Source organism: Stenotrophomonas maltophilia group sp. RNC7 (assembly GCF_030910085.1).
In the GTDB taxonomy this organism is placed as follows: Bacteria; Pseudomonadota; Gammaproteobacteria; order Xanthomonadales; family Xanthomonadaceae; genus Stenotrophomonas; species Stenotrophomonas sepilia.
Genome location: NZ_JAVFVN010000675.1, coordinates 1 through 19,967, shown reverse-complemented (window position 1 = coordinate 19,967; position 19,967 = coordinate 1). Strand labels below are relative to the sequence as shown.

General features: G+C 66.7%; 10 protein-coding genes and 1 riboswitch. Of the genes, 2 read left to right on the top strand and 8 right to left on the bottom strand.

Annotated features, from left to right (window positions below; genetic code table 11):
* Positions 1-221: 221 nt before the first annotated feature.
* On the bottom strand, positions 222-1,883 hold the full coding sequence (locus RCF13_RS14045) for an MFS transporter (RefSeq protein WP_061480445.1): 1,662 nt from the start codon (positions 1,881-1,883) through the stop codon (positions 222-224).
* 127 nt (positions 1,884-2,010) lie between these two features.
* Positions 2,011-3,438 (bottom strand): DcaP family trimeric outer membrane transporter, encoded by a 1,428-nt coding sequence (locus RCF13_RS14040; RefSeq protein WP_061480444.1) that lies wholly within the window; start codon positions 3,436-3,438, stop codon positions 2,011-2,013.
* Between the two features lie 245 nt (positions 3,439-3,683).
* On the opposite strand from RCF13_RS14040, the gene acs reads away from it, so the two are divergent.
* Together acs and RCF13_RS14030 are read left to right on the top strand one after the other, a co-directional pair.
* A complete protein-coding gene (gene acs / locus RCF13_RS14035) occupies positions 3,684-5,627 on the top strand; it encodes an acetate--CoA ligase (RefSeq protein WP_134968355.1) in 1,944 nt (647 codons plus the stop codon).
* 80 nt (positions 5,628-5,707) lie between these two features.
* Positions 5,708-6,373 carry a response regulator transcription factor gene (locus tag RCF13_RS14030; RefSeq protein ID WP_005420420.1) on the top strand — a complete coding sequence of 222 codons (666 nt, stop codon included), beginning with the start codon at positions 5,708-5,710 and terminating at the stop codon, positions 6,371-6,373.
* A 102-nt stretch (positions 6,374-6,475) separates the two neighbouring features.
* Here the strand turns inward: RCF13_RS14030 and RCF13_RS14025 are convergent, their stop codons facing one another.
* The 6 genes from RCF13_RS14025 to RCF13_RS14000 form a co-directional block, all read right to left on the bottom strand.
* On the bottom strand, positions 6,476-6,931 hold the full coding sequence (locus RCF13_RS14025; protein WP_061480442.1) for a transposase: 456 nt from the start codon (positions 6,929-6,931) through the stop codon (positions 6,476-6,478).
* Positions 6,932-7,078: 147 nt separating this feature from the next.
* Positions 7,079-7,654: a manganese efflux pump MntP family protein gene (locus RCF13_RS14020; protein WP_053498787.1), complete on the bottom strand. Its 576-nt coding sequence runs from the start codon at positions 7,652-7,654 to the stop codon at positions 7,079-7,081.
* Between the two features lie 89 nt (positions 7,655-7,743).
* Positions 7,744-7,833, bottom strand: a riboswitch (yybP-ykoY riboswitch).
* Positions 7,834-8,071: 238 nt separating this feature from the next.
* Entirely contained in the window at positions 8,072-11,530 is a 3,459-nt protein-coding gene (locus RCF13_RS14015; protein WP_134968354.1) for a PAS domain-containing hybrid sensor histidine kinase/response regulator, read from the bottom strand.
* Between the two features lie 135 nt (positions 11,531-11,665).
* Positions 11,666-13,813: a S46 family peptidase gene (locus tag RCF13_RS14010; RefSeq protein ID WP_134968353.1), complete on the bottom strand. Its 2,148-nt coding sequence runs from the start codon at positions 13,811-13,813 to the stop codon at positions 11,666-11,668.
* Between the two features lie 179 nt (positions 13,814-13,992).
* A complete protein-coding gene (locus tag RCF13_RS14005; protein WP_134968352.1) occupies positions 13,993-17,850 on the bottom strand; it encodes a translocation/assembly module TamB domain-containing protein in 3,858 nt (1,285 codons plus the stop codon).
* Entirely contained in the window at positions 17,847-19,643 is a 1,797-nt protein-coding gene (locus tag RCF13_RS14000; protein ID WP_061480438.1) for an autotransporter assembly complex family protein, read from the bottom strand. The genes RCF13_RS14005 and RCF13_RS14000 overlap by 4 nt, the downstream gene beginning before the upstream one ends.
* Positions 19,644-19,967: the final 324 nt, after the last annotated feature.

The window sequence follows — 19,967 nt, the reverse complement described above, 5'->3', positions numbered from 1 at the left end:
AGATCCCTTTCGCGCGCGAAAGGGATCTGACCCCGGGCGCGAGAGGGCCTGCGGCTTCGGATGCCTGTCAACCGCGATGGCGGCATTGAGTTCTGCCTTTTCGCGTCTGCGGAGTTTTGTGCCGCGCGTTGCGCGGTCGCCGAGCATGGCTCGGCGCTACAGGGAAACGAAAAGGCCGTGGTCTGCACCACGGCCTCTCCTTTATCCGATGAACATCATTCTTACTTGGTGATATCCACGTCCTTGGTCTCGCGCAGGAACAGGCCGCCGATCACCACCGACATCAGTGCGATCGCAATCGGGTACCACAGGCCGTAGTACAGGTTGCCGGTACCGGCCACCAGCGCGAACGAGATGGCCGGCAGGAAGCCACCGAACCAGCCGTTGCCGATGTGGTACGGCAGCGACATCGAGGTGTAGCGGATGCGGGTCGGGAACAGTTCGACCAGGTAGGCGGCGATCGGGCCGTAGACCATGGTCACGTACAGCACCAGCAGCCACAGCATGAAGATGGTGCCGGCGATGTTGATGCGCGCACCATCGGCCTTGGCCGGGTAGCCGGCAGAGGTCAGCGCGGTCTTCAGCTCCGCGCCGAACGCATCGGCCTTGGCCTTGCCTTCTTCCTTGGTCAAGCCAGCGGCCTCATACGAGGTGACGCTGGCACTGCCCACGTTCACCACCGCCAGCGAACCGGCGGCGGCGGGCTGCACGTCGTACGGCACACCGGCCTTGGTCAGCGCGGCGGTGGCCACGTCGCAGGAGCTGGTGAACTTGCGCAGGCCGACTGGATCGAACTGGAACGAGCAGGTGGCCGGATCGGCGACGACCAGGGCCGGCGAGCTGCTGCGCGCTTCTTCGATGGCCGGGTTGGCGAAGTGGGTCAGGCCCTTGAAGATCGGGATGTAGGTGATGGCCGCCAGCAGGCAGCCGGCCAGGATGATCTTCTTGCGGCCGATGCGGTCGGACAGCCAGCCGAAGAAGATGAAGAACGGCGTGCCCAGTGCCAGCGCAGCGGCGATCAGCAGGTAGGAGGTGGTGGCATCGACCTTCAGCATGCTGCTGAGGAAGAACAGCGCGTAGAACTGGCCGCCGTACCAGACCACGGCCTGGCCCGCCGCCGCACCGAGCAGGACCAGCAGCATCAGCTTCAGGTTGCCGCCCTTCAGGCTGTCGCGGAACGGGGTCTTGGAGCCCTTGCCTTCAGCCTTCATCTGCTGGAACAGCGGCGATTCGCTCAGCTGCAGGCGAATCCATACCGAAATGCCCAGCAGCAGGATCGAGACCAGGAACGGGATGCGCCAGCCCCAGGCCTCGAAGGCCTCGTTGCCCAGCGTCATGCGGCAGGCCAGGATGATCAGCAGCGACAGGAACAGGCCCAGCGTGGCGGTGCACTGGATGAAGCTGGTGTACAGGCCGCGCTTGTCGTCCGGCGCGTGCTCGGCCACGTAGGTGGCGGCACCGCCGTACTCGCCGCCCATCGCCAGGCCCTGGGCCAGACGCAGGATGATCAGGATCACCGGAGCGGCGAAACCGATCGAAGCGTAGTTGGGCAGCACGCCGACCAGGAAGGTCGAGATGCCCATGATCAGGATGGTGACCAGGAAGGTGTACTTGCGGCCGATGCGGTCGCCGAGGCTGCCGAAGAAGGCCGCGCCGAACGGACGCACGAAGAAGCCGGCGGCGAACGCCAGCAGGGCGAAGATCATGCCCGTGGTTTCATTGACGCCACTGAAGAACTGCTTGGCGATGATGGCCGCGAGCGAGCCGTACAGGAAGAAGTCATACCACTCGAACACCGTGCCGAGGCTCGATGCGAAGATGACCTTCTTGTGGCCCTTGGTCAGGGTGCCCGCTTTATGTGCGGTGCTGGGTGTACTGGACATGGGACGCTTCCCCTCCGAAGCAATCGTTGTTGGTGGGTGCCGACCGTTGGTCGGCACTCAATTCGGTAGATGCCGACCTTGGCCGGCACCCCATCTCGGTAGGTGCCGGCCGCTGGCCGGCACGCTCCTAGAAGCTGTACTTCGTAGTGAACTGCAACCGGGTGATGTCACCCTTGTTGCCGTTCTCCACTTCGCGACGGCCATACATCAGCTCGGCGCCGATATCGACCTTGGGCAGCGGTGAATAGAAAATGTTGCCGCGGACGCTCTGCACGCTCTTGGTCACCAGCGGGCCGAGGATGCTGTCGTTGTCGTAGTCGCTGCGCGCGTAGATCAGGTTGGTGCGCAGCTTCGGCGAGAACGCATGCCGCCAGCCGACATAGCCGGCCAGCACGCCGGTCGGGTTGAGCTCATCACGGGCCACGTCGTAGGCGCTGTCGGCAGTGATGCCCAGGCCGATGTAGCGGGCGATGCCTTCGCCGCCGGTCAACTGGTAATGCAGCGAATCGCTGTCACCCATCACCCACTTGCCGCCCAGGGTCAGGCCGCCGGCCACCTTGTCGGCCTTCGCGCCGGTCGCCTGGTTGTCGACCTTCAGCTGACGGACGATGCCGCCGACGCCGAAGGTGCCCCAGTCGCCCTTCCAGCCATAGCGCAGGGTCAGGTCGGGCAGGCTGCCACGGTCGGAGTTGGCGCTGGCGTTGGTCCAGGCACCGGTGACCGGGTTGCGGGTGCCGGTGAGGGTGGTGGTTTCCGGGTTTTCCAGTGCGACGCTGAAGCCGCCCTGGGTGTAGCGCACCTGCGCCTGGCGCACGAAGATCACGCCGTCGGTGGGGCCGACGAAGTCGACCGCTTCCGGCAGTGCGGCCGCGTCCATGAAGTTGGACCAGGTCTGGCCGGCCAGCCAGTTGTTCCAGTACATGTAGGCGTGGCGCAGGGTCACGCCGTAGGTATTGGTGGCGGTCTGGTTGCCCAGCGAGTTGCCGAAGAAGTCCATCTCGAAGAACGCACCGGCCTTGTTGCCCGATTCGCTGACGTTGTCGATGCCCAGGTTGAAGCGCGAGAACTTGGCGTGGGCGTTGAAATCGGTGCCCGAGCGCTTGCCGCTGCCGCCGGCGCCTTCCACCGGGGTCTGGCCCGGCAGATACAGCGAACGGCCGGTGGCGTCGTCGGCCAGCTGGCCATCGCTGGTCTGGGTGGCCAGGAAGTCGGCCTTGATGAAGCCGCCGATCTTGACCGTGGTGCCCGGTGCCGCGCCCGGGGTGAGGGTGGTGACCTGGATCGGCTGCTTGCCGGCCGGCACCTGTGCGACCGGCTTCTGCCCGGCCTGCACCGTGCGCACTTCGGTCACCGCCTGCTGGGTCTGGCTGATCTGGGTCTGTTGTTGTTGCTGCGAAGACAACAGCAGCTGGACCTGGCGTTCCAGTTCGGCAACGCGTGCTTCCAGTGCCTTCTCTTTGGCGGTCTCTGCGAACGCCATGCCCGGTGCGACCAGGGCGACCAGCATGCAGGCCGCCAAAGGTGTGCGCACGGCTTTCAACGTACGGTGGCTCATGTTGCCCTCTCTCCCAAGTGGCAAGGTGATGCCGCGCGTGGGGCACGGTCGAGCCGAGACTGCGGGGCGATTATGTATAGCGGCTATTCGCCATTGGTCGAACCCGGCCCTGCAGGGCGCTCACTTTCGACCATGGTCTAACCAGGGTGGTGACGCGGCCGGGGGTGGATGGGGCAAACTGAGGGGGATCGGTCGCCGCGATGCTGCGACCGCACATACAAAGTCAACGTGCAAGTGAGGGTGCCATGGCTGATATCTACCCCGTCGATCCGCAGTTCGCCGCCAAGGCACGCATCGACAAGAAGACCTATGAACAGCAGTACCAGGCGTCGGTGGCCGATCCGGATGGATTCTGGGGCAAGGCCGCCGAGCGCCTGCAATGGATGCGCAAGCCGACGAAGATCAAGAACGTCAGCTATGACCTGTCCGACTTCCACATCAAGTGGTTCGAGGATGGCGAGCTCAATGCCAGCGTGAACTGCCTGGATCGCCAGCTCGAGACGCGCGGCGACAAGACCGCCCTGCTGTTCGAGCCGGACGGCCCGGATGCACCCGCCCAGCACGTGACCTATCGCGAGCTGTACGAGCGCACCTGCCGCCTCGGCAATGCGCTGCGCAACCTCGGGGTCAAGAAGGGCGACCGCGTCACCATCTACCTGCCGATGATCGTCGACGCCGCCGTGGCCATGCTGGCCTGCGCGCGCATCGGTGCGATCCACTCGGTGGTGTTCGGTGGCTTCGCGCCGAACTCGATCGCCGACCGCGTCAGCGACTGCCAGAGCAAGCTGATCATTACCGCCGACGAAGGCCTGCGTGGTGGCCGCAGGATTCCGCTGAAGGCCAACGTCGATGCCGCGCTGAAGCTGCCGGGCACGAACACGGTTGAAACCGTGCTGGTGGTGCGCCACACCGGCGGCGCGGTGGACATGCAGGCCCCGCGCGACCGCTGGTTCCACGACGTGGTGGACAGCCAGCCGTCCACCTGCGAACCGGAACGCATGAACGCGGAAGACCCGTTGTTCATCCTCTACACCTCCGGTTCCACCGGCAAGCCGAAGGGTGTGCTGCACACCACCGGCGGTTACCTGCTGTATGCGGCCTACACCCATGAAGCGGTGTTCGACCTGCGCGAGGACGACATCTACTGGTGCACCGCCGACGTCGGCTGGGTCACCGGCCACAGCTACATCGTGTACGGCCCGCTGGCCAACGGCGCGACCTCGCTGATGTTCGAAGGCGTGCCGAACTACCCGGACACCTCGCGCTTCTGGAATGTCATCGACAAGCACAAGGTGACCATCTTCTACACCGCCCCGACCGCCATCCGTGCACTGATGCGCGAGGGCGAGGAGCCGGTGAAGAAGACCTCGCGCGCGTCGCTGCGCCTGCTCGGCAGCGTCGGCGAGCCGATCAACCCGGAAGCCTGGCGCTGGTACTACGAGGTGGTCGGCGACAGCCGCTGCCCGATCGTCGATACCTGGTGGCAGACCGAGACCGGCGGCATCCTGATCTCGCCGCTGGCCGGCGCGATGGACCTCAAGCCGGGTTCGGCCACCCTGCCCTTCTTCGGCGTGCAGCCGGCGCTGGTCAATGCCGATGGCGAGATCCAGAACGGCCCGACCGAGGGCAACCTGATCATCCGTGATTCCTGGCCGGGCCAGATGCGCACGGTGTACGGCGACCACCAGCGCTTCATCGATACCTATTTCCGCACCTACCCGGGCAGCTACTTCACCGGTGACGGGTGCCGCCGCGACGAAGACGGCTATTACTGGATCACCGGCCGCGTTGACGACGTGATCAATGTGTCCGGCCACCGCATCGGCACCGCCGAAGTGGAAAGCGCGCTGGTCTCGCACCCGAAGGTGGCCGAAGCGGCCGTGGTCGGCTTCCCGCACGACGTGAAGGGCCAGGGCATCTACGCCTACGTCACCCTGGTGGCCGAAGAGGCGCCGAGCGATGAGCTGCACAAGGAACTGATCGCCTGGGTGCGCAAGGAGATCGGCCCGATCGCCACACCGGACCACCTGCAGTGGGCGCCGGGCCTGCCGAAGACCCGCTCGGGCAAGATCATGCGCCGCATCCTGCGCAAGATCGCCGAAAACGCACCGGACCAGCTCGGCGACACCTCGACCCTGGCCGATCCATCGGTGGTGGCATCGCTGGTGGACGAGCGCAAGGTGCGATGACGTACGACCCGGGGTCGGATCCCTTTCCTCAAGGAAAGGGCTCTGACCCCATCTGCTTTCCCCCACGGTTCCCCCCGACCATGACCACCCTCCTGATTGCCGATGACCACCCGCTGTTCCGCGAAGCCCTGCGCGGCGCCGTGCAGCGGGTCATCCCGGGCGTGCAGCTGTTCGAGGCCGACAGCGTGGAAGCGCTGTACGCGCTGGCCGACCAGCACAACGACGCCGACCTGGTCCTGATGGATCTCAACATGCCCGGTGCGCAGGGCTTCAACGCACTGGTGCACATGCGCTCACTGCACCCCCAGCTGCCAGTGGTGGTGGTGTCCGCGCGCGAAGAGGCCACGGTGATGCGCCGCGCGCTCGACCACGGTGCGCTGGGCTTCATCCCGAAGTCTGCGGATTCGGACACCATCGGCCATGCGCTGGGCACCATCCTCGATGGCGAGACCTGGGCACCGCCGGAAGCGCACAACGTACCGCCCACCGGCAGCGAAGAACGCGAAGTCGGCCAGCGCCTGCGCGAGCTGACCCCGCAGCAGTTCCGCGTGCTGCAGATGCTCGGCGCCGGCCGCTTGAACAAGCAGATCGCCTACGACCTCAACGTCTCCGAAGCGACGATCAAGGCCCACGTCACCGCCATCCTGCGCAAGCTGGGCGTGACCAACCGCACCCAGGCCGTACTGATGGCCGGCAAGCTGGCCATCGACGACGACGCCATCGTGCTGCCGCCGGAAGAAGACTGATTGTGACCGACTATGGAGCCGAGCATGGGCTCGGCTCTACAGACGTCATGATGCCCCTGTAGAGCCGAGCCCATGCTCGGCTGCTCTTTGCCTCAATACCAATCACTCCTCAAGCGGCCATCGACTCCACACATAGGGGTATTCCCCGATGCGCGTGGCCAGCCCAGCACGCACTGGATTGGCCGCGATGTACATCGCCTGCGTGCGCAGGCACTCATCGCCGCGCAGCGCATGATCGTAGTATCCCGGCTGCCAGATCGGCGCGTTGGCCTCAGCGCGCCTGCCGATGGAACGCCCGCTCCGTGATTTGAGGATCTGCATGCAGCCGGCAAGCGTGCCGGTACGGAGTTCGAACAGCCAATGCAGATGATCCGGCATGACCACCCAGGCGAGGGAGGAGGTGCGCCCCGTCCGCTCTACGGTCCGCAGGGCTTCGATCAGCAGATCGACGTTGGCCTTGTCACTGAACCAGGGACGACGCGCATGCGTCACCGTGGTAAGTGCATAGACATTGCCGGTATGCGACCAACGACCATAACGGAGTGCGGGACTGGCCATGCGAAGAGGCTATGGCACGCATGCCAGTCTCTCCATCAGTGCAACACCGCAATGCTTGTCAGCCAACACTCTGATGTAGAGCCGAGCCCATGCTCGGCTGCCATGCAAAGCAGCCGAGCGTGGGCTCGGCTCTACAGGTTTCCCTGCTCACCCCACGCCGTGCAGGTGTTCGTACAGGATCGTCGCGCCGATGATCACCAGGATCACGCCGCCGATGATCTCGGCACGCTTGCCGACCATGCTGCCCAGCACGCGGCCGAGCATGATGCCGACGGTCACCATGGTCAGCGTGCACAGACCGATGACCGCGGCCATCACGCCGATATGCACGTCCATGAAGGCCAGGCCGATGCCCACGGCCATTGCGTCGATGCTGGTGGCGAAACCGGTCAGCGCCAGCTTCCAGAAGCCGTGGTGCTGCGAAGGGTCTTCATCATCTTCGCCACTGTCCGGGCGCAGGCCGTTGTAGATCATGTGGATGCCCAGCGCGCCGAGCAGGCCGAAGGCGATCCAGTGGTCGAAAGCTTCCACGTACTGCAGGGCGGCACGGCCGAGCAGCCAGCCGATGATGGGCGTGATTGCCTCGATGACACCGAAGATGATGCCGGCGCGCAGCGCGTCACGGAACACCGGTTTGCGCATGGCGGCACCCTTGCCGATCGCGGCTGCGAAGGCATCGGTGGACATGGCAAAGCCGATCAAGAGGATCGAGATGGGGGACATTGGCGACTGCTGAAGGTCGGGCTAGGACGGACGCACGGCCGGCGCTCGCGCCCAACCTGACGTTGCGCGCGCGGGCCGCTGGTCTCGCCAACCATCATGGTTGTCCACGCCACGGCGCACTGGCCGAGTATGTTGACGTGGACGATTCCTGCGAAGGAATCCGGCTACTCCCCAAGGGGACGCGAAGCTTAGCATCGCGATCCACGCGTGGCGCATTTCCATCGAAACGCGCAGGCAGGGCTGGTTTGTATAGCGATGGCTATATCAGCACGTCGCTGCGCGCGGGCTCGGCTCTACAGAGGGCCCACGCAACTGGATTTTTGTAGAGCCGAGCCAATGCTCGGCTGCTGTTCGGCCGGGCCACGGAACACCATGCCCCGCGCAGCAGCCGAGTGCGGACTCGGCTCTACATCGCCATCAGGCATCGCTTTTGCCGGCATCGCGCAGCGCGCCGAGGAAGGCGCGCAGCGAGGCCGGCTTGATCGGCTTGGTCAGCACGCGGTAGCCACGCTCGCGTGCCATCCGCTTCAGTTCGTCACGCCCATCGGCGGTCAGCAGCGCACCCGGCAGCGGGTAGCCGGCGGCCTCGCGCAGCGCCACCAGGGCATCAAGGCCATCCATGCGATCGTGCAGGTGGTAGTCCACCAGCATCACCTGCGGACGCTCGGCAATCTTCTCCAGCGCCTGGTCGACGGTGGCGGCGGTGATCACCTGCACCTGCCAACGGCCGAGCAGTGCGCGCATGCCGTCGAGGATTTCCTCGTCGTTGTCCACGCACAGCACCCGCAGGCCCGCCAGCGAATCGCTGCGCACCGGTGTGGCCACGGCCTGGGTCGCCTTGGCAGGCTCGGTGTAGCCGGGCAAGGGCGCAACCCGCGGCAGGATGATCGAGAACATCGAGCCACTGCCAACGCGGCTGCGTGCATTGAGACGATGGTCGAGCAGGCGCGAGATGCGCTGGCAGATCGACAGGCCCAGGCCCAACCCCTGCTCGCCCCAGTCGAACGGCTGCTGGTAGCGGTGGAACTCGTCGAAGATCTGCCGCATGTGGTGTTCGGGAATGCCCGGGCCGGTGTCCCACACCTGCAGTTCCACCTCGTCGCCGCGCTGGCGCACGGCCAGCACGATGCGCCCCTGGCGCGTGTAGCGCAGCGCATTGGCCAGGAAGTTCTGCAGTACGCGGCGCAGCAGGCGGCGATCGCTGCGTACCCAGGCCGCGCGTGCGAACAGATCCAGGCGCAGGCCACGGCCTGCGGCGACCGGCGTGTACTGCGCGGCCAGCTCGCGCATCAACGCACTCACATCGAACTCGCCGATCACCGGGTGCAGGCCACCGGCATCCAGCCGCGACACGTCCAGCAGGCCATCAAGCAGTTCTTCGGCTGCGCGCAGCGACGCGTCCACGCGTTCGGCCAGATGCTTTTGTTCGTCGCTCACGTGATCGCTGTCGCGCAGCGCGGACGCAAACAGGCGCGCCGCATTCAACGGCTGCAGCACGTCATGGCTGATCGCCGCCAGGAAACGGGTCTTCGACTGCTGCGCGACCTCGGCCTCATGCGAGCGCTCGGCCACGCGCTGTTCCAGCGTCTCGTTGGCTTCAAGCAGCGCCCTTTCAGCGTGCTTGTAGTCGGTGATGTCGTTGTAGCTGGTCACGTAGCCGCCGCCCGGCAGCGCCTGGCCGCGCATCTCGATCACCTTGCCGTCGCTGCGGGTGCGCTCGAACACGTGCGGCGAACCGGCGCGCATGTAACCGATGCGGCGGTTGATCTGCACTTCGATATCGCCCTCGCCCAGCTCGCCGCGCTCGGCGTTGTAGCGGATCAGGTCGGCCACCGGGCGGCCCACGTAGAGCATGCCGTCGGGGTAGCCGAACATGTCCTGGTAGCGGCGGTTCCATGCGGTCAGGCGCATGTCCGGATCGACCACGCTGACCCCGGCGCTGATGTTCTCCAGCGTGGTCGACAGGATCTCGCGGTTGAAGCGCAGTTCCTGCCCGGCTTCGTCCAGTACCGCCACCACTTCACCCAGGTCCATGCCCGAGCCACGCAGCAGGCTGGTCAGCAGCAGGCGTGCGGACGCCGCGCCGATCGACGCGGCCAGCAGGCGTTCGGTGAACTGCACCCACGGGCGGTCTGCAGGCGCGGAGGATTGCAGTTCACGGCCCAGTGACTGCGCCTGCTCGAAGAACGAACGCCGCGCATGACGTTCGCCGACCACGCGCGAGGCCAGCGCCAGCAGGTCGCCCACATGCACGTGGCCGGGCCAGCCGCCGGCCACCGACGGGCGCTCGGCATACGGGTCGAGGAACGGTGCCGCACGCAGGCGCTCGTCGACGCCGGGCCGCCAGCGTGCGGACACCAGCATCATCGTGGCCGCATTGACCAGCAGCGACCAGAACGTGCCGTGGGTCAGCGGATCCCAGCCGGACATGCCGAACAGCTGCTGCGGACGCAGCCACTCGATGCCGAACGGGCCGTGCTGCACCCAGCCGGCGTCGACCCAGCCGGCCATGGTCATCGCCGGCAGCAGCAGGGTGTACAGCCAGGTGGCGAAGCCCAGCAGCATGCCCACTTCGACGCCGCGCCGGCTGGCACCGCGCCAGTACAGGCCGCCGATCAGGCCGGGCGCGAACTGCGCCACCGCTGCGAACGCCATCAGGCCGTACGAGGCCAGCGTGCTGTCGTTGCTGCTGGTGCGGTAGTAGCTGTAGGCCATCAGCGCCAGCAGCAGGATCGCCAGGCGGCGGATCCACAACACGCGCGAGGCGACGTCGGCGGCTTCCTGGTGGTCACCGCTCCGACGCAGCAGCACCGGCATCACCAGATCATTGCTGACCATGGTCGCCAGCGCGATGGACGAGACGATGACCATGCCGGTGGCCGCCGAGAAGCCGCCCACGTAGGCGATCAGCGCCAGCGCATTGCGGCCTTCGGCCAACGGCAGCGCCAGCACCATCGAATCGTCGGCAACGCTGCCGCCGGTGCCGAACAGGGTGACGCCGGCGGTGGCGATCGGCAGCACCATGCCCGAGATCAGCACCAGGTAACCGCCGAACATCCAGCGCGCGCGGCGCACGTCGCGCACATCGCCGCACTCGACCACGGCCACGTGGAACTGGCGCGGTAGGCAGATGATGGCGAGGAAACTGAGCAGGGTCTGCGAGATGAAACCGACCGGCGGCAGGCCGGTGAACAGCGTATGCACCGACTCGACCACCGCGTCGGTGCGGTTGCTCAGCCACAGGTAGGCGAACACGCCCACCGCCAGCATCGCCAGCAGCTTGATCACCGATTCGAAGGCGATCGCCAGCATCATGCCGTGGTGGTGCTCGGTGGCATCGACCTGGCGGGTGCCGAACAGGGTGGCGAACAGCGCCATCAGCAGCGCCACGTACAGCGCCGGGTCGGTGAAGAAGCCGGTGGGGCCGGTGTTGCCGGTCAGCACCTGCAGGCTCATCGCCACCGCTTTGTACTGCAACGCCAGGTACGGAATGATGCCGATCAGCGCGATGATCGCCACCAGCGCCGCCAGCCGCCGCGAGCGACCGAAGCGCGAGGAGATGAAATCGGCGATGGAGACCACGTTCTGGCTGCGTGCGATCAGCGCCAGGCGCTCGATGATGCGCCAGCCGAACAACAGCAGCAGCAGCGGGCCGATGTAGATCGGCAGGTAGCCCACGCCATTGCGCACGGCGGTACCCACCGCGCCGTAGAAGGTCCACGACGAGCAGTACACGGCCAGCGCCAGGCTGTAGACCACCGGCCGCAGCCACGGCCGGTCGGGGTACATCGGCCGACGGTCGCCCCACCACGCCACGCCGAACAGCAGCGCGGCATAGGCAACCGAGACCAGCAGCAGGATCCAGCTGGAGACCACGCGTGCGTTTCCGTGGGAAGAACCCGCAGTGTAGGCCAGGCGTGGCCGGGGGTGCGGGCGCGTTGGGGGCAACCACCCCCACCCAGGTGGGGGCCTACGCGGTGCGGGCCACGACCGTGGGTCGTGGCCGGCTTCTTACTGGGCCGGCACGCCCATTTCCTTCAGCAGTTCCGGCGCCGGGTAGACCTTGGCCAGCAGCCAGCGCAGGTAGCGCATGTCCACGTGCACGGCGCGCTTGTAGCGCGGGTCGAACCACCAGCTGGCACTGACCGACTCCCAGTTGCTGTCGAAGTTCAGGCCGATCAGTTCGCCCTTCGCATTGAGCACCGGCGAGCCGGAGTTGCCGCCGGTGGTGTCCAGGTTGGTCAGGAAATTGACCGTCTGGGTGTCCAGTGCCGGATCGGCGGTGCTGCCGAAGTCACCTTTGGCGATCGCGGCCAGCAGCGGCTTGGGTGCGTCGAACGGATAGGCGTTGGTGTTCTTCTCGACGATGCCGGCCACGGTGGTCACCGGCGAGTAGGTCACGCCATCGCGCGGGTGCAGTGCCTCGACCTTGCCGTAGCTGATGCGCAGGGTGCGGTTGGCATCCGGGTACACGGCGCGGCCCTGCTTGGCACGCCAGGCGAACAGCGCCTGCATGTAGGCCGGGCGCAGGCGCAGCTGCTCGCCCTCGCGGGTCTTGCTTTCGTTCTCGATGCGCAGCTGCGCGGCCACCAGCGGGCCGGCCACAGCGATCAACGGATCGGCGGCCAGGGCCTTGCCTTCGCGCGCAGCCACGAAGCGCGACAGGCGCTGCGCCTCGTCACCCAGCTGGGTGCCGGCGTACAGGGTGTCCAGTGCCTTGGCCAGCTGCTGCGGGGTACGGCCGAAGGCGGCGTCGAACTCGGCCACGCGCTGCGCGTCCGGCAGCTGCTGGTAACGGGTCAGCAGGGTGGTCAGCAGGGCCTTCTCGACCTCCGGTGCGTAGCGGCGCTGGACCTGCTTGAGCACGCCTTCGATCATCGCCTGGTCGCGCTGCTGGTAACCGCTCTCGCGTTGCGCGTCCGGTTTGGCCGATTCGATGCGCAGACGCTCCAGCAGCAGCGCCGAGCGCAGCAACTGGCTCTGTGCGGCCATCTGGTCCAGCAGCAGGTCACGCTCGCCCACCGCCGCGCCCTGTGACAGGTTGGCCAGCAGCGCCTTGATGTCGCCCTGGTACCTGCGGTCGGTGGCGGCCAGCATCGCGGTCTCGTCGGCGGCACGCTGGGCCTTGGCATCGCTGCGCAGCAGGCCTTCCAGCTCACCGGCGGCGCGCTTGCGGTTGTTCTTCAGCGACTGCAACTGCGAAGCGTAACGGGTACGTGCCTGCGCGTCCTTGGCGGTTGCCGCCTCGATGGTGTCGATCATCTGCTGGAACACCGAAACGCGGCGCGGCAGCACGGTGTCGATCTGGCCGGCGAATTCTGCCGCAGTACGGTGGCGGTAGGTGATGCCCGGATAACCGGCCAGCATCGCGTAGTCGCCCTCCTTCGGGCCCTCTACCGACATCTGCAGGTGTGCCGGCGCCTGGTAGGGCACGTTGTCCTTGCTGTAGGCGGCCGGCTTGCCGTCCTTGCCCACATAGGCGCGCAGCAGGGTGAAGTCGCCGGTGTGGCGCGGCCACATGAAATTGTCGATCTCATCGCCATAGTTGCCGATCGCACGCGGCGGCGCGTACACCAGGCGCACGTCGCTCAGTTCCAGCTGGGCGATGCGGTAGAAGTCGGTGCCGTAGTACATGTTGGCCACCGAGCAGCGCACGCTGCCGTCCTTCTCGCACTCAGCCACGATCTGCTTGCTGGCCGCATCGACGGCATCGAAGTAGGCACGGCCGGTCTTGCCGCGGGCCTGCGCCAGCACCTGATCGGTCACCTTGTCGAAGCCAACGGTGACCAGCACGCGGAAGTCGGGGTTGGCCGGGCGCTCGTCGGCACGGTCCCTGGCGATGAAGCCACCGTTGATCAGGTCGTGCTCTGGCGAGCTGTTGTACTGGATCACGCCCATCGCCACGTGGTGATTGGTCAGCAGCAGGCCGTCGCTGGACACGAACGAGCCGGTGCCGCCGCCCGCGCGCACCACCGCGCTCAGCGGCGGCGCGGTGACATTGGCCAGGTCGGCCGGATTGCCCTTGAAGCCAGCGGCCTGCAGCGGCTTGGCCAGGTCCGGCAGCTGGGTCGGCATCCACATGCCTTCATCGGCGTGGGCACCGGCGGCGAGGGTCAGGCCCAGGGCCAGGGCGGTGGGAAGGGCTTTGCGTGGCGACATGAGGCAATCCGGTACGACAGAACAGCCCGGGACCATAGCCGCTGGGGCCGGATGGGGCAACGGCCGATGGTTGGGGACCTGACGGGTAGAGCCGAGCCCATGCTCGGCTGCTCTTCCTTCAACCCGCGCCGCGCGCAGAAGCCGAGCATGGCTCGGCTCTACAGGGATGCCACGGCGGGTTACTTCTCCCGCCGCCAGTTGATCGAACCACGGTTTTCCACCGTGCTCGATTCCACTTCCACATCAAACCCGCGGCGCAGCAGGTACTTCAGCGTGATCACCGAACCGGCGCCCACCAGCGACACGCCGTAACCCACGTAAAGCTTGGGTGAGATGTACTTGCCGACGCCGATCACCGAACCACCCAGCGCGCGCGACTGGCTTACGCCGGCATCATCCAGGCCCAGCTTGGCACCCAGCTGCGAGGCGAGCAGGCCACTGCCAGCCGAGAGCGCCGCCGAGGCCGCGTTGACCTGCTGCGCCTGGTCGCTGCTGGCGCCGGTCAGGCTGCGTCCCAGCACCAGATAGGCCAGTGCCTCGGACTGCGACATCGCCGGATCGGACCACACGTCGGCACGCGGTTGCTGGGCACGCCCGGTCACGTCGATGCCGGCGGTGACATCACCGATGCGGCGCTCGGCGCGGATGTTGATGCGCGGGTCGGACACCGCGTTGTAGTTCCAGTTGAGGTTGCCGCGGGTGATGGTCAGGTCCTGCCCGTAAGCCTTGTAGCGGCCGCTCACTTCCAGGCCGCCATTGGCGGTCATCTCGCGGCCGGGCTTGGCCCAGACCTGCATCTTGCCGGTCAGCGCGCCCTTCAGGCCGAACCCGGTCATCTTCACCTTGTCGCCGAGGCTGACGGTCAGGTCCATGTCCAGCGGCGAGGTGCGCGACTCTTCCGGATCGGCCGGGTCGAGCACCACCACGTCTTCGGATACCGAGGTGCCGCGGTCCAGGCGTTCCAGGTCGATGTCGGCCTCGGGCACGTGCACGGTGCCACGCAGCTCCATCGCTGCCTTGGCCAACGTGAAGTCGAGGTTGGGGTTGGCGACGATGCGCAGTTCGCTGGTGCTGGACAGCAGCACGTTCTCGCCATGGATCTTCAGCTGCAGCGGCTGCGCATCGCCGAACCACGACAGGCCACCGTCCACGTACAGCGTGCCCTGGCCGGAGTTGGCCTGCGCGGTGATCTTGGCCGAACCATCGGGCTGGGCCACGAAGCTGCCCTTGCCCTGGTCGAAGGTCAGGCCGAGCGCCGGGAATTCACCCTTGAAGTTGCTCAGCTGTGCGTCGCCACCCAGCGACGGCTGGCCTCGCGTCCCGCGCAGGCTGACGTGGCCTTCGATCAGGCCGGTCGGTCGCACGATGTCCGGCGAGAACAGCTCCAGCCAGTACAGCCGCGACATGTTGAGGTAGAGCTCACCATTCAGCGGCGCACTGGCTTCCCAGCCGGTCTGCATCTTGGCGTCGACGAAGCCGTTGCCCTGGAAGCCCATGCCCAGGTAGCCCTTGATGCTGGCCGGGGTCATGTCGAGCTTCAGCGAGAACTGGTCATAGCGCACCAGCTCGCCGCGGGTGGTATCGCCCACAGTGTTGCGGTTCTCGCCCAGGCGCACGCCGCCTTCCTTCGAGCGCACTTCCACATGGCCTTCCCAGGCGTTGCCGCGCGGGCGGATCTGCGCGTCCAGGCTGACATCGCCGCGAAGGTAGATGCGGCGGCCGGACTGCGGCGGCAACCACGGCTGCACCAGCGCCAGTGGCAGCGCGTCGCTGCGCACCACCAGGCCTTCGCGTGGCCAGTTGGCCTGTGCGCACAGCGCGCCGCTGCTGGCCGCGGCCAGGCAGGCTTCGGACAGCGTGTAGGTGCTGCCGTTGATCGCGAACGCCGCCGGTGCACGCAGCGCCCAGGCATCACCCTTCACCGGTGCGATGCGCAGCGACGCCAGCTCGCCACGCCACTGCGTGCCCTGCTGGCGCACGCTGCCCTGCAGCTCGATCGCACCCATCTCGTTGCGGGTCTGCGCAGCCAGGCGCAGGTTGGACACACTGCCCTGTGCGTCGATGTTCAGCCGCTCCAGCAGCATGCCCGCGTTGACCTGCTGGCCCTGCACCGCCAGCGTGCCGCTGTCGCCGCGCCACGGCAGGCGGCCCTTGATGCTCACGCTCTCGGCGCCGTAGCCATCCCAGTTGAGGTTGTTGCCGACCAGGTCGGCGGTGATGTCCGGCGCATCGCGCGGGCCCTTCACCTGTACCTGGCCACGCAGGCCACCGTCTGCGCCCGGCAGCAGGTCGCTCAACTGCAATGGCTCGAAACGCGCATCGATGTCGAGGCGGTCGCCGACCTTGCCCGACGCGGTCACCCGGCTGCTGCCCAACGCCAGTTTCAGGTCACCCTGGCCCTGCGCGCCCTGCAGCGCGAACTTGCCCTGTGCGTCGAGATTGCGCTGGCGCAGCATGCCCTTCAGCGAGGGCAGGTCCACCGTGGCTTCCAGCGTACCGGCGGTGCCCGGTGCGGCATTGGCCGGCGGCGGCAGCTGGCGGCCCTTGGAGGCCAGGTTGCCGGACAGGCGGCCATTCCAGCCTGGCACGAAATAGCCGGGGTCGAAGTCCTTCAGCGTGGCCTTGGCGTCCCAGTCCAGCTGCGGCGCCCAGGCCACCTGGCCTTCCACCTGCAGCTGGCCACCGGGCGTCTGCGCCTGCAGCTGTTGGATCGACGCGGCCTGGTCATTGCCACGCACATCGAAGTGCAGCTGCGCCTTCTGCTTTTCGCGTTCGACCTCGGCGCGGCCGATCGCCGCCCAGGCCTTCAGGGTACCGGCCAGGCCGAAGCGTGCTTCCTTCAGAGTGACCGGCACCGGCGCGCTGCCGGCGGTGTTCGGATCAGGCGCCGGTACATAGGTCAGGTCACGCGCGACCACCGAGAAGTTGAGCTTCTGCTGGTCTTCCTGGCTGAAATCGGCGGTACCCTCCAGGCGGGCTTCGCCACCGAGACCCTTCAGCAGCAGCGGCGAAACCTTCAGCACCTGGTCCTGCAATGACACCACGGACGGTGCCAGTTCCAGTTCCTGCTCGCCCTGCTTCACCTTGCCACGCAGGCTGGCATTGCCGCCCTTGCCAGCAGCAGTGAAATCCAGCGACAACGGCGTGATCGCCGAGCTCGCCAATGCCGACGACAGCAGCGCCAGATCCAGCTCGTCGCTGCGCACGCTGGCATTCCACGTCGGGTCGGTGCGGCCATCGAACACCAGCATCGCGTGCAGCGGCTTCGGTGCACGCCCGGCCACCGCCACTTCCATGTGCGACAGGTCACCGCGGGCGACCAGGCCGACGGTAGCGGCCGTGCGCCCACGCGGTGCCGGCAACACCGCCGTCACCGTCACGTCGGTGTCGTAGTCCTTGGCTGGGATGTAATGGCCTTGGGCAGTGAAGTTGCCCATGTCACTGTCCACCACCAGCTTGTGCGCCTGGAACTCGCCGTTGGCGATCTCGATGCCGCCGCGCACGCGGCTGATGTCGATCACCGGTTCGTTGGCCTGGCTGATGCGGAAGCCATCGATGGCGATGGCATCGGCCTGGATCGCCAGCGGCATCTCGATCTGCGGCAGGGAATCGGGCCAGGACGGCAGCTTGAACGGCTCATCGCTCTTGGCCAGGTTCAACGTCGCGTTGGTCAGCTCCAGCTTGTCCAGCAGCAGCTTGCGGCCCAGCAGCGGGCGCAGGTCCGGCTCCAGGTGCGCACGCTCGGCGTGGAAATGGATGTCGTCATAGCGGAAGTCGACGTTGTACAGGGTCAGCGGTCCGGCCACCGGACCCTCCACCTTGTCCCAGGTGAAGCTGGCACCCACCGGCAGCCGCGCCACCACCTGGGCCAGCAGTACGTCACGGCCGGCCACGGTCTGCAGCAGCCAGTACACCGCCAGCAGGGCCAGCAGCACCAGGCCGATCACGCCGGCGCCGGACCATGCCCAGAAGCGGCGACGGCGATAGAAACGCACGCGTGGCGGCGGGGTGTTCGGGGTCGGTGCGGGCGTGCTCACAGGTCCGCTCCGATGTTCAGGTACAGCTGGAACTGCGAATCCGGGTTGTTCAGGCCGTGCGCCACGTCGATGCGCACCGGGCCCACCGGCGATTTCCAGCGCACGCCGAAGCCGACGCCGGTATGCAGGTCGATGGTGTTGTCGAAGGCACTGCCGGTATCGACGAACACCGCCGCACCCCAGGGGCCACCGTTGAAGTAGTGCTCGTACTCGGCCGAGCCGATCACAAGGTTCTTGGCACCCAGCGCGTACTTGTCCGGCTTCGGCGTACGCGGGCCGACCTCACGGTAGGCGTAGCCGCGGATGCTGCGGTCACCACCGGCGAAATAGCGCAGGCTCGGCGGCATCGCCACCAGATCGCTGGTCCAGGTGGTGCCGCCCTCGCCGCGCAGGATCAGGCGATTGCTTTCACCCACCGGGATGTACCAGCGCAACACGGCGTTGGCCTGCACGAAGCTGGTATCCGAGCCGGCGCCTTCCACGCCGGCACGCACCGTCGCCGCGCCGCTGATGCCCTTGCGCGGGAACATCTCGTCGTCGACGTTGACGTAGTCGGCAACCATCTGCGGGTACACCAGCGTCGAGGTGTTGTAGACGGCGTCGGTGAATTCGGTGCCGGAGGCATAGCGCCAGCGCTCGCGCAGCGCATTGACCGAGGCGATCGCGGTCCAGTGCTCGTTGATCTCGCCGCTGCGGCTGGCGATCAGCTTGAAGTTGCGCAGATCGATGTAGTCGGTCTGCTCGTCGTACGCGCTGGCGGCGAAGGTGTACCAGCCGTCGAGCCAGTTGAAGGCCGGAATGCGGTAACTGGTGACCAGGCTCTTGCGCTTCTGCGCATAGTCCAGCTGCGTGTTCATCTTGTGGCCGCGGTTGTTCAGGAACCGCCGCTCGATGCCACCGCGCACACCCGGGCCGCTCTCGCTGCCGTAGCTCAGGCCTGCGGTGTAGATGGTGCGCTTGGCCCGGGTCAGCTTCACGTCCACCGGCACTTCGCCGTTTTCATCGGCCTGGTCCGGGCGCGGCTGGATGTCGATCACGCTGAAGTAGTCCAGCTTGGTCAGCGACTCGCGCAGCCGGTCCAGCTTGCCCTCGTGGTAGTAGCTGCCCTGGTCCCAGTACACCAGTGGATCGAACAGCTTGTCGACGAAGTAATCCTGCTCGAAGCGCACCGGGCCCATGTTGTAGCGGCGGCCGCTGTCCCAGGTCAGGTCGATGTCGGCGGCGTTGTCGGCGCGGGTGATCTGCACCTGGCGCTGGGTGTAGTCGGCATCGAAGTAGCCACGCTCGGCCAGGCGCCGGGTGATGGTGATCTTGCTGGCTTCGTACTGGGTGTGCTCGAAGCGCTGGCCCTTGCGCGGCTTGAAGGCGGCCAGGTCGTCCTGCAGGTACTGGTCGTACATCGCCGGGCCGGTGATGTCGATGTGCTCGCGGCGCACGGTCACCGGGGCGCCCTTGTCGACATGGATCAGCACGCGCACATGCTCATCCTCGCGCGGCGCCTCGACCTTGATCACCGGGTTGTAGTACCCGAATGGCTCCAGCGCCTGGCGGGTCTGCCGCTCGGCCTGCGACAGCAGGTACTCCAGGCGCGATTCGCCCTGCTCCTTGCCGATCGTGTCGTACAGCGACAGCGATTCCTGGATGTTCTCGATGATTGCGGCGTCGTCGCCCTTGTCCAATCCCTTGATGTCCACCTTGTCGATGGTGCCGCGCGCATGGACCACGGAAGTGGCGGCCAGCGACAGGACCATCAGCGGCAGGGCGTATTTCTTTGGCTGCATGCGGCACAGCATACCGACCGGAGGTGACGATGCGAAATGCATCACGTCATTGGGGATCGGTTGTTAAGTGGCGGTCAAAATACACCGCAAGGCGTCGATTGTCGCAATCGACCAATCAGGATGCCGGCATCGTCCACGATGTCGGCAATGACCCCGATAGACATCCGTCGGCGATGCTCCGGCAGTGGCCGGGGCCCGGCCGCCCCCCCCCCCCAATATCCCCCACCTCGCGGACTGCTGCTTTATTGCGGGTTCGTGTTTTAAAGGGGTTGTCGTGGTCGTCCTCCGCCGGACCCCCGGCCACTGCCGGAGCATCGCCGACGGATGTCTATCGGG

Bases quoted from the DNA above. Each gene is read 5' to 3' on its own strand.
- RCF13_RS14045 (WP_061480445.1), bottom strand. From the start codon at position 1,883: ATGTCCAGTACACCCAGCACCGCACATAAAGCGGGCACCCTGACCAAG.
- RCF13_RS14040 (WP_061480444.1), bottom strand. From the start codon at position 3,438: ATGAGCCACCGTACGTTGAAAGCCGTGCGCACACCTTTGGCGGCCTGC.
- acs (WP_134968355.1), top strand. From the start codon at position 3,684: ATGGCTGATATCTACCCCGTCGATCCGCAGTTCGCCGCCAAGGCACGC.
- RCF13_RS14030 (WP_005420420.1), top strand. From the start codon at position 5,708: ATGACCACCCTCCTGATTGCCGATGACCACCCGCTGTTCCGCGAAGCC.
- RCF13_RS14025 (WP_061480442.1), bottom strand. From the start codon at position 6,931: ATGGCCAGTCCCGCACTCCGTTATGGTCGTTGGTCGCATACCGGCAAT.
- RCF13_RS14020 (WP_053498787.1), bottom strand. From the start codon at position 7,654: ATGTCCCCCATCTCGATCCTCTTGATCGGCTTTGCCATGTCCACCGAT.
- RCF13_RS14010 (WP_134968353.1), bottom strand. From the start codon at position 13,813: ATGTCGCCACGCAAAGCCCTTCCCACCGCCCTGGCCCTGGGCCTGACC.
- RCF13_RS14000 (WP_061480438.1), bottom strand. From the start codon at position 19,643: ATGCTGTGCCGCATGCAGCCAAAGAAATACGCCCTGCCGCTGATGGTC.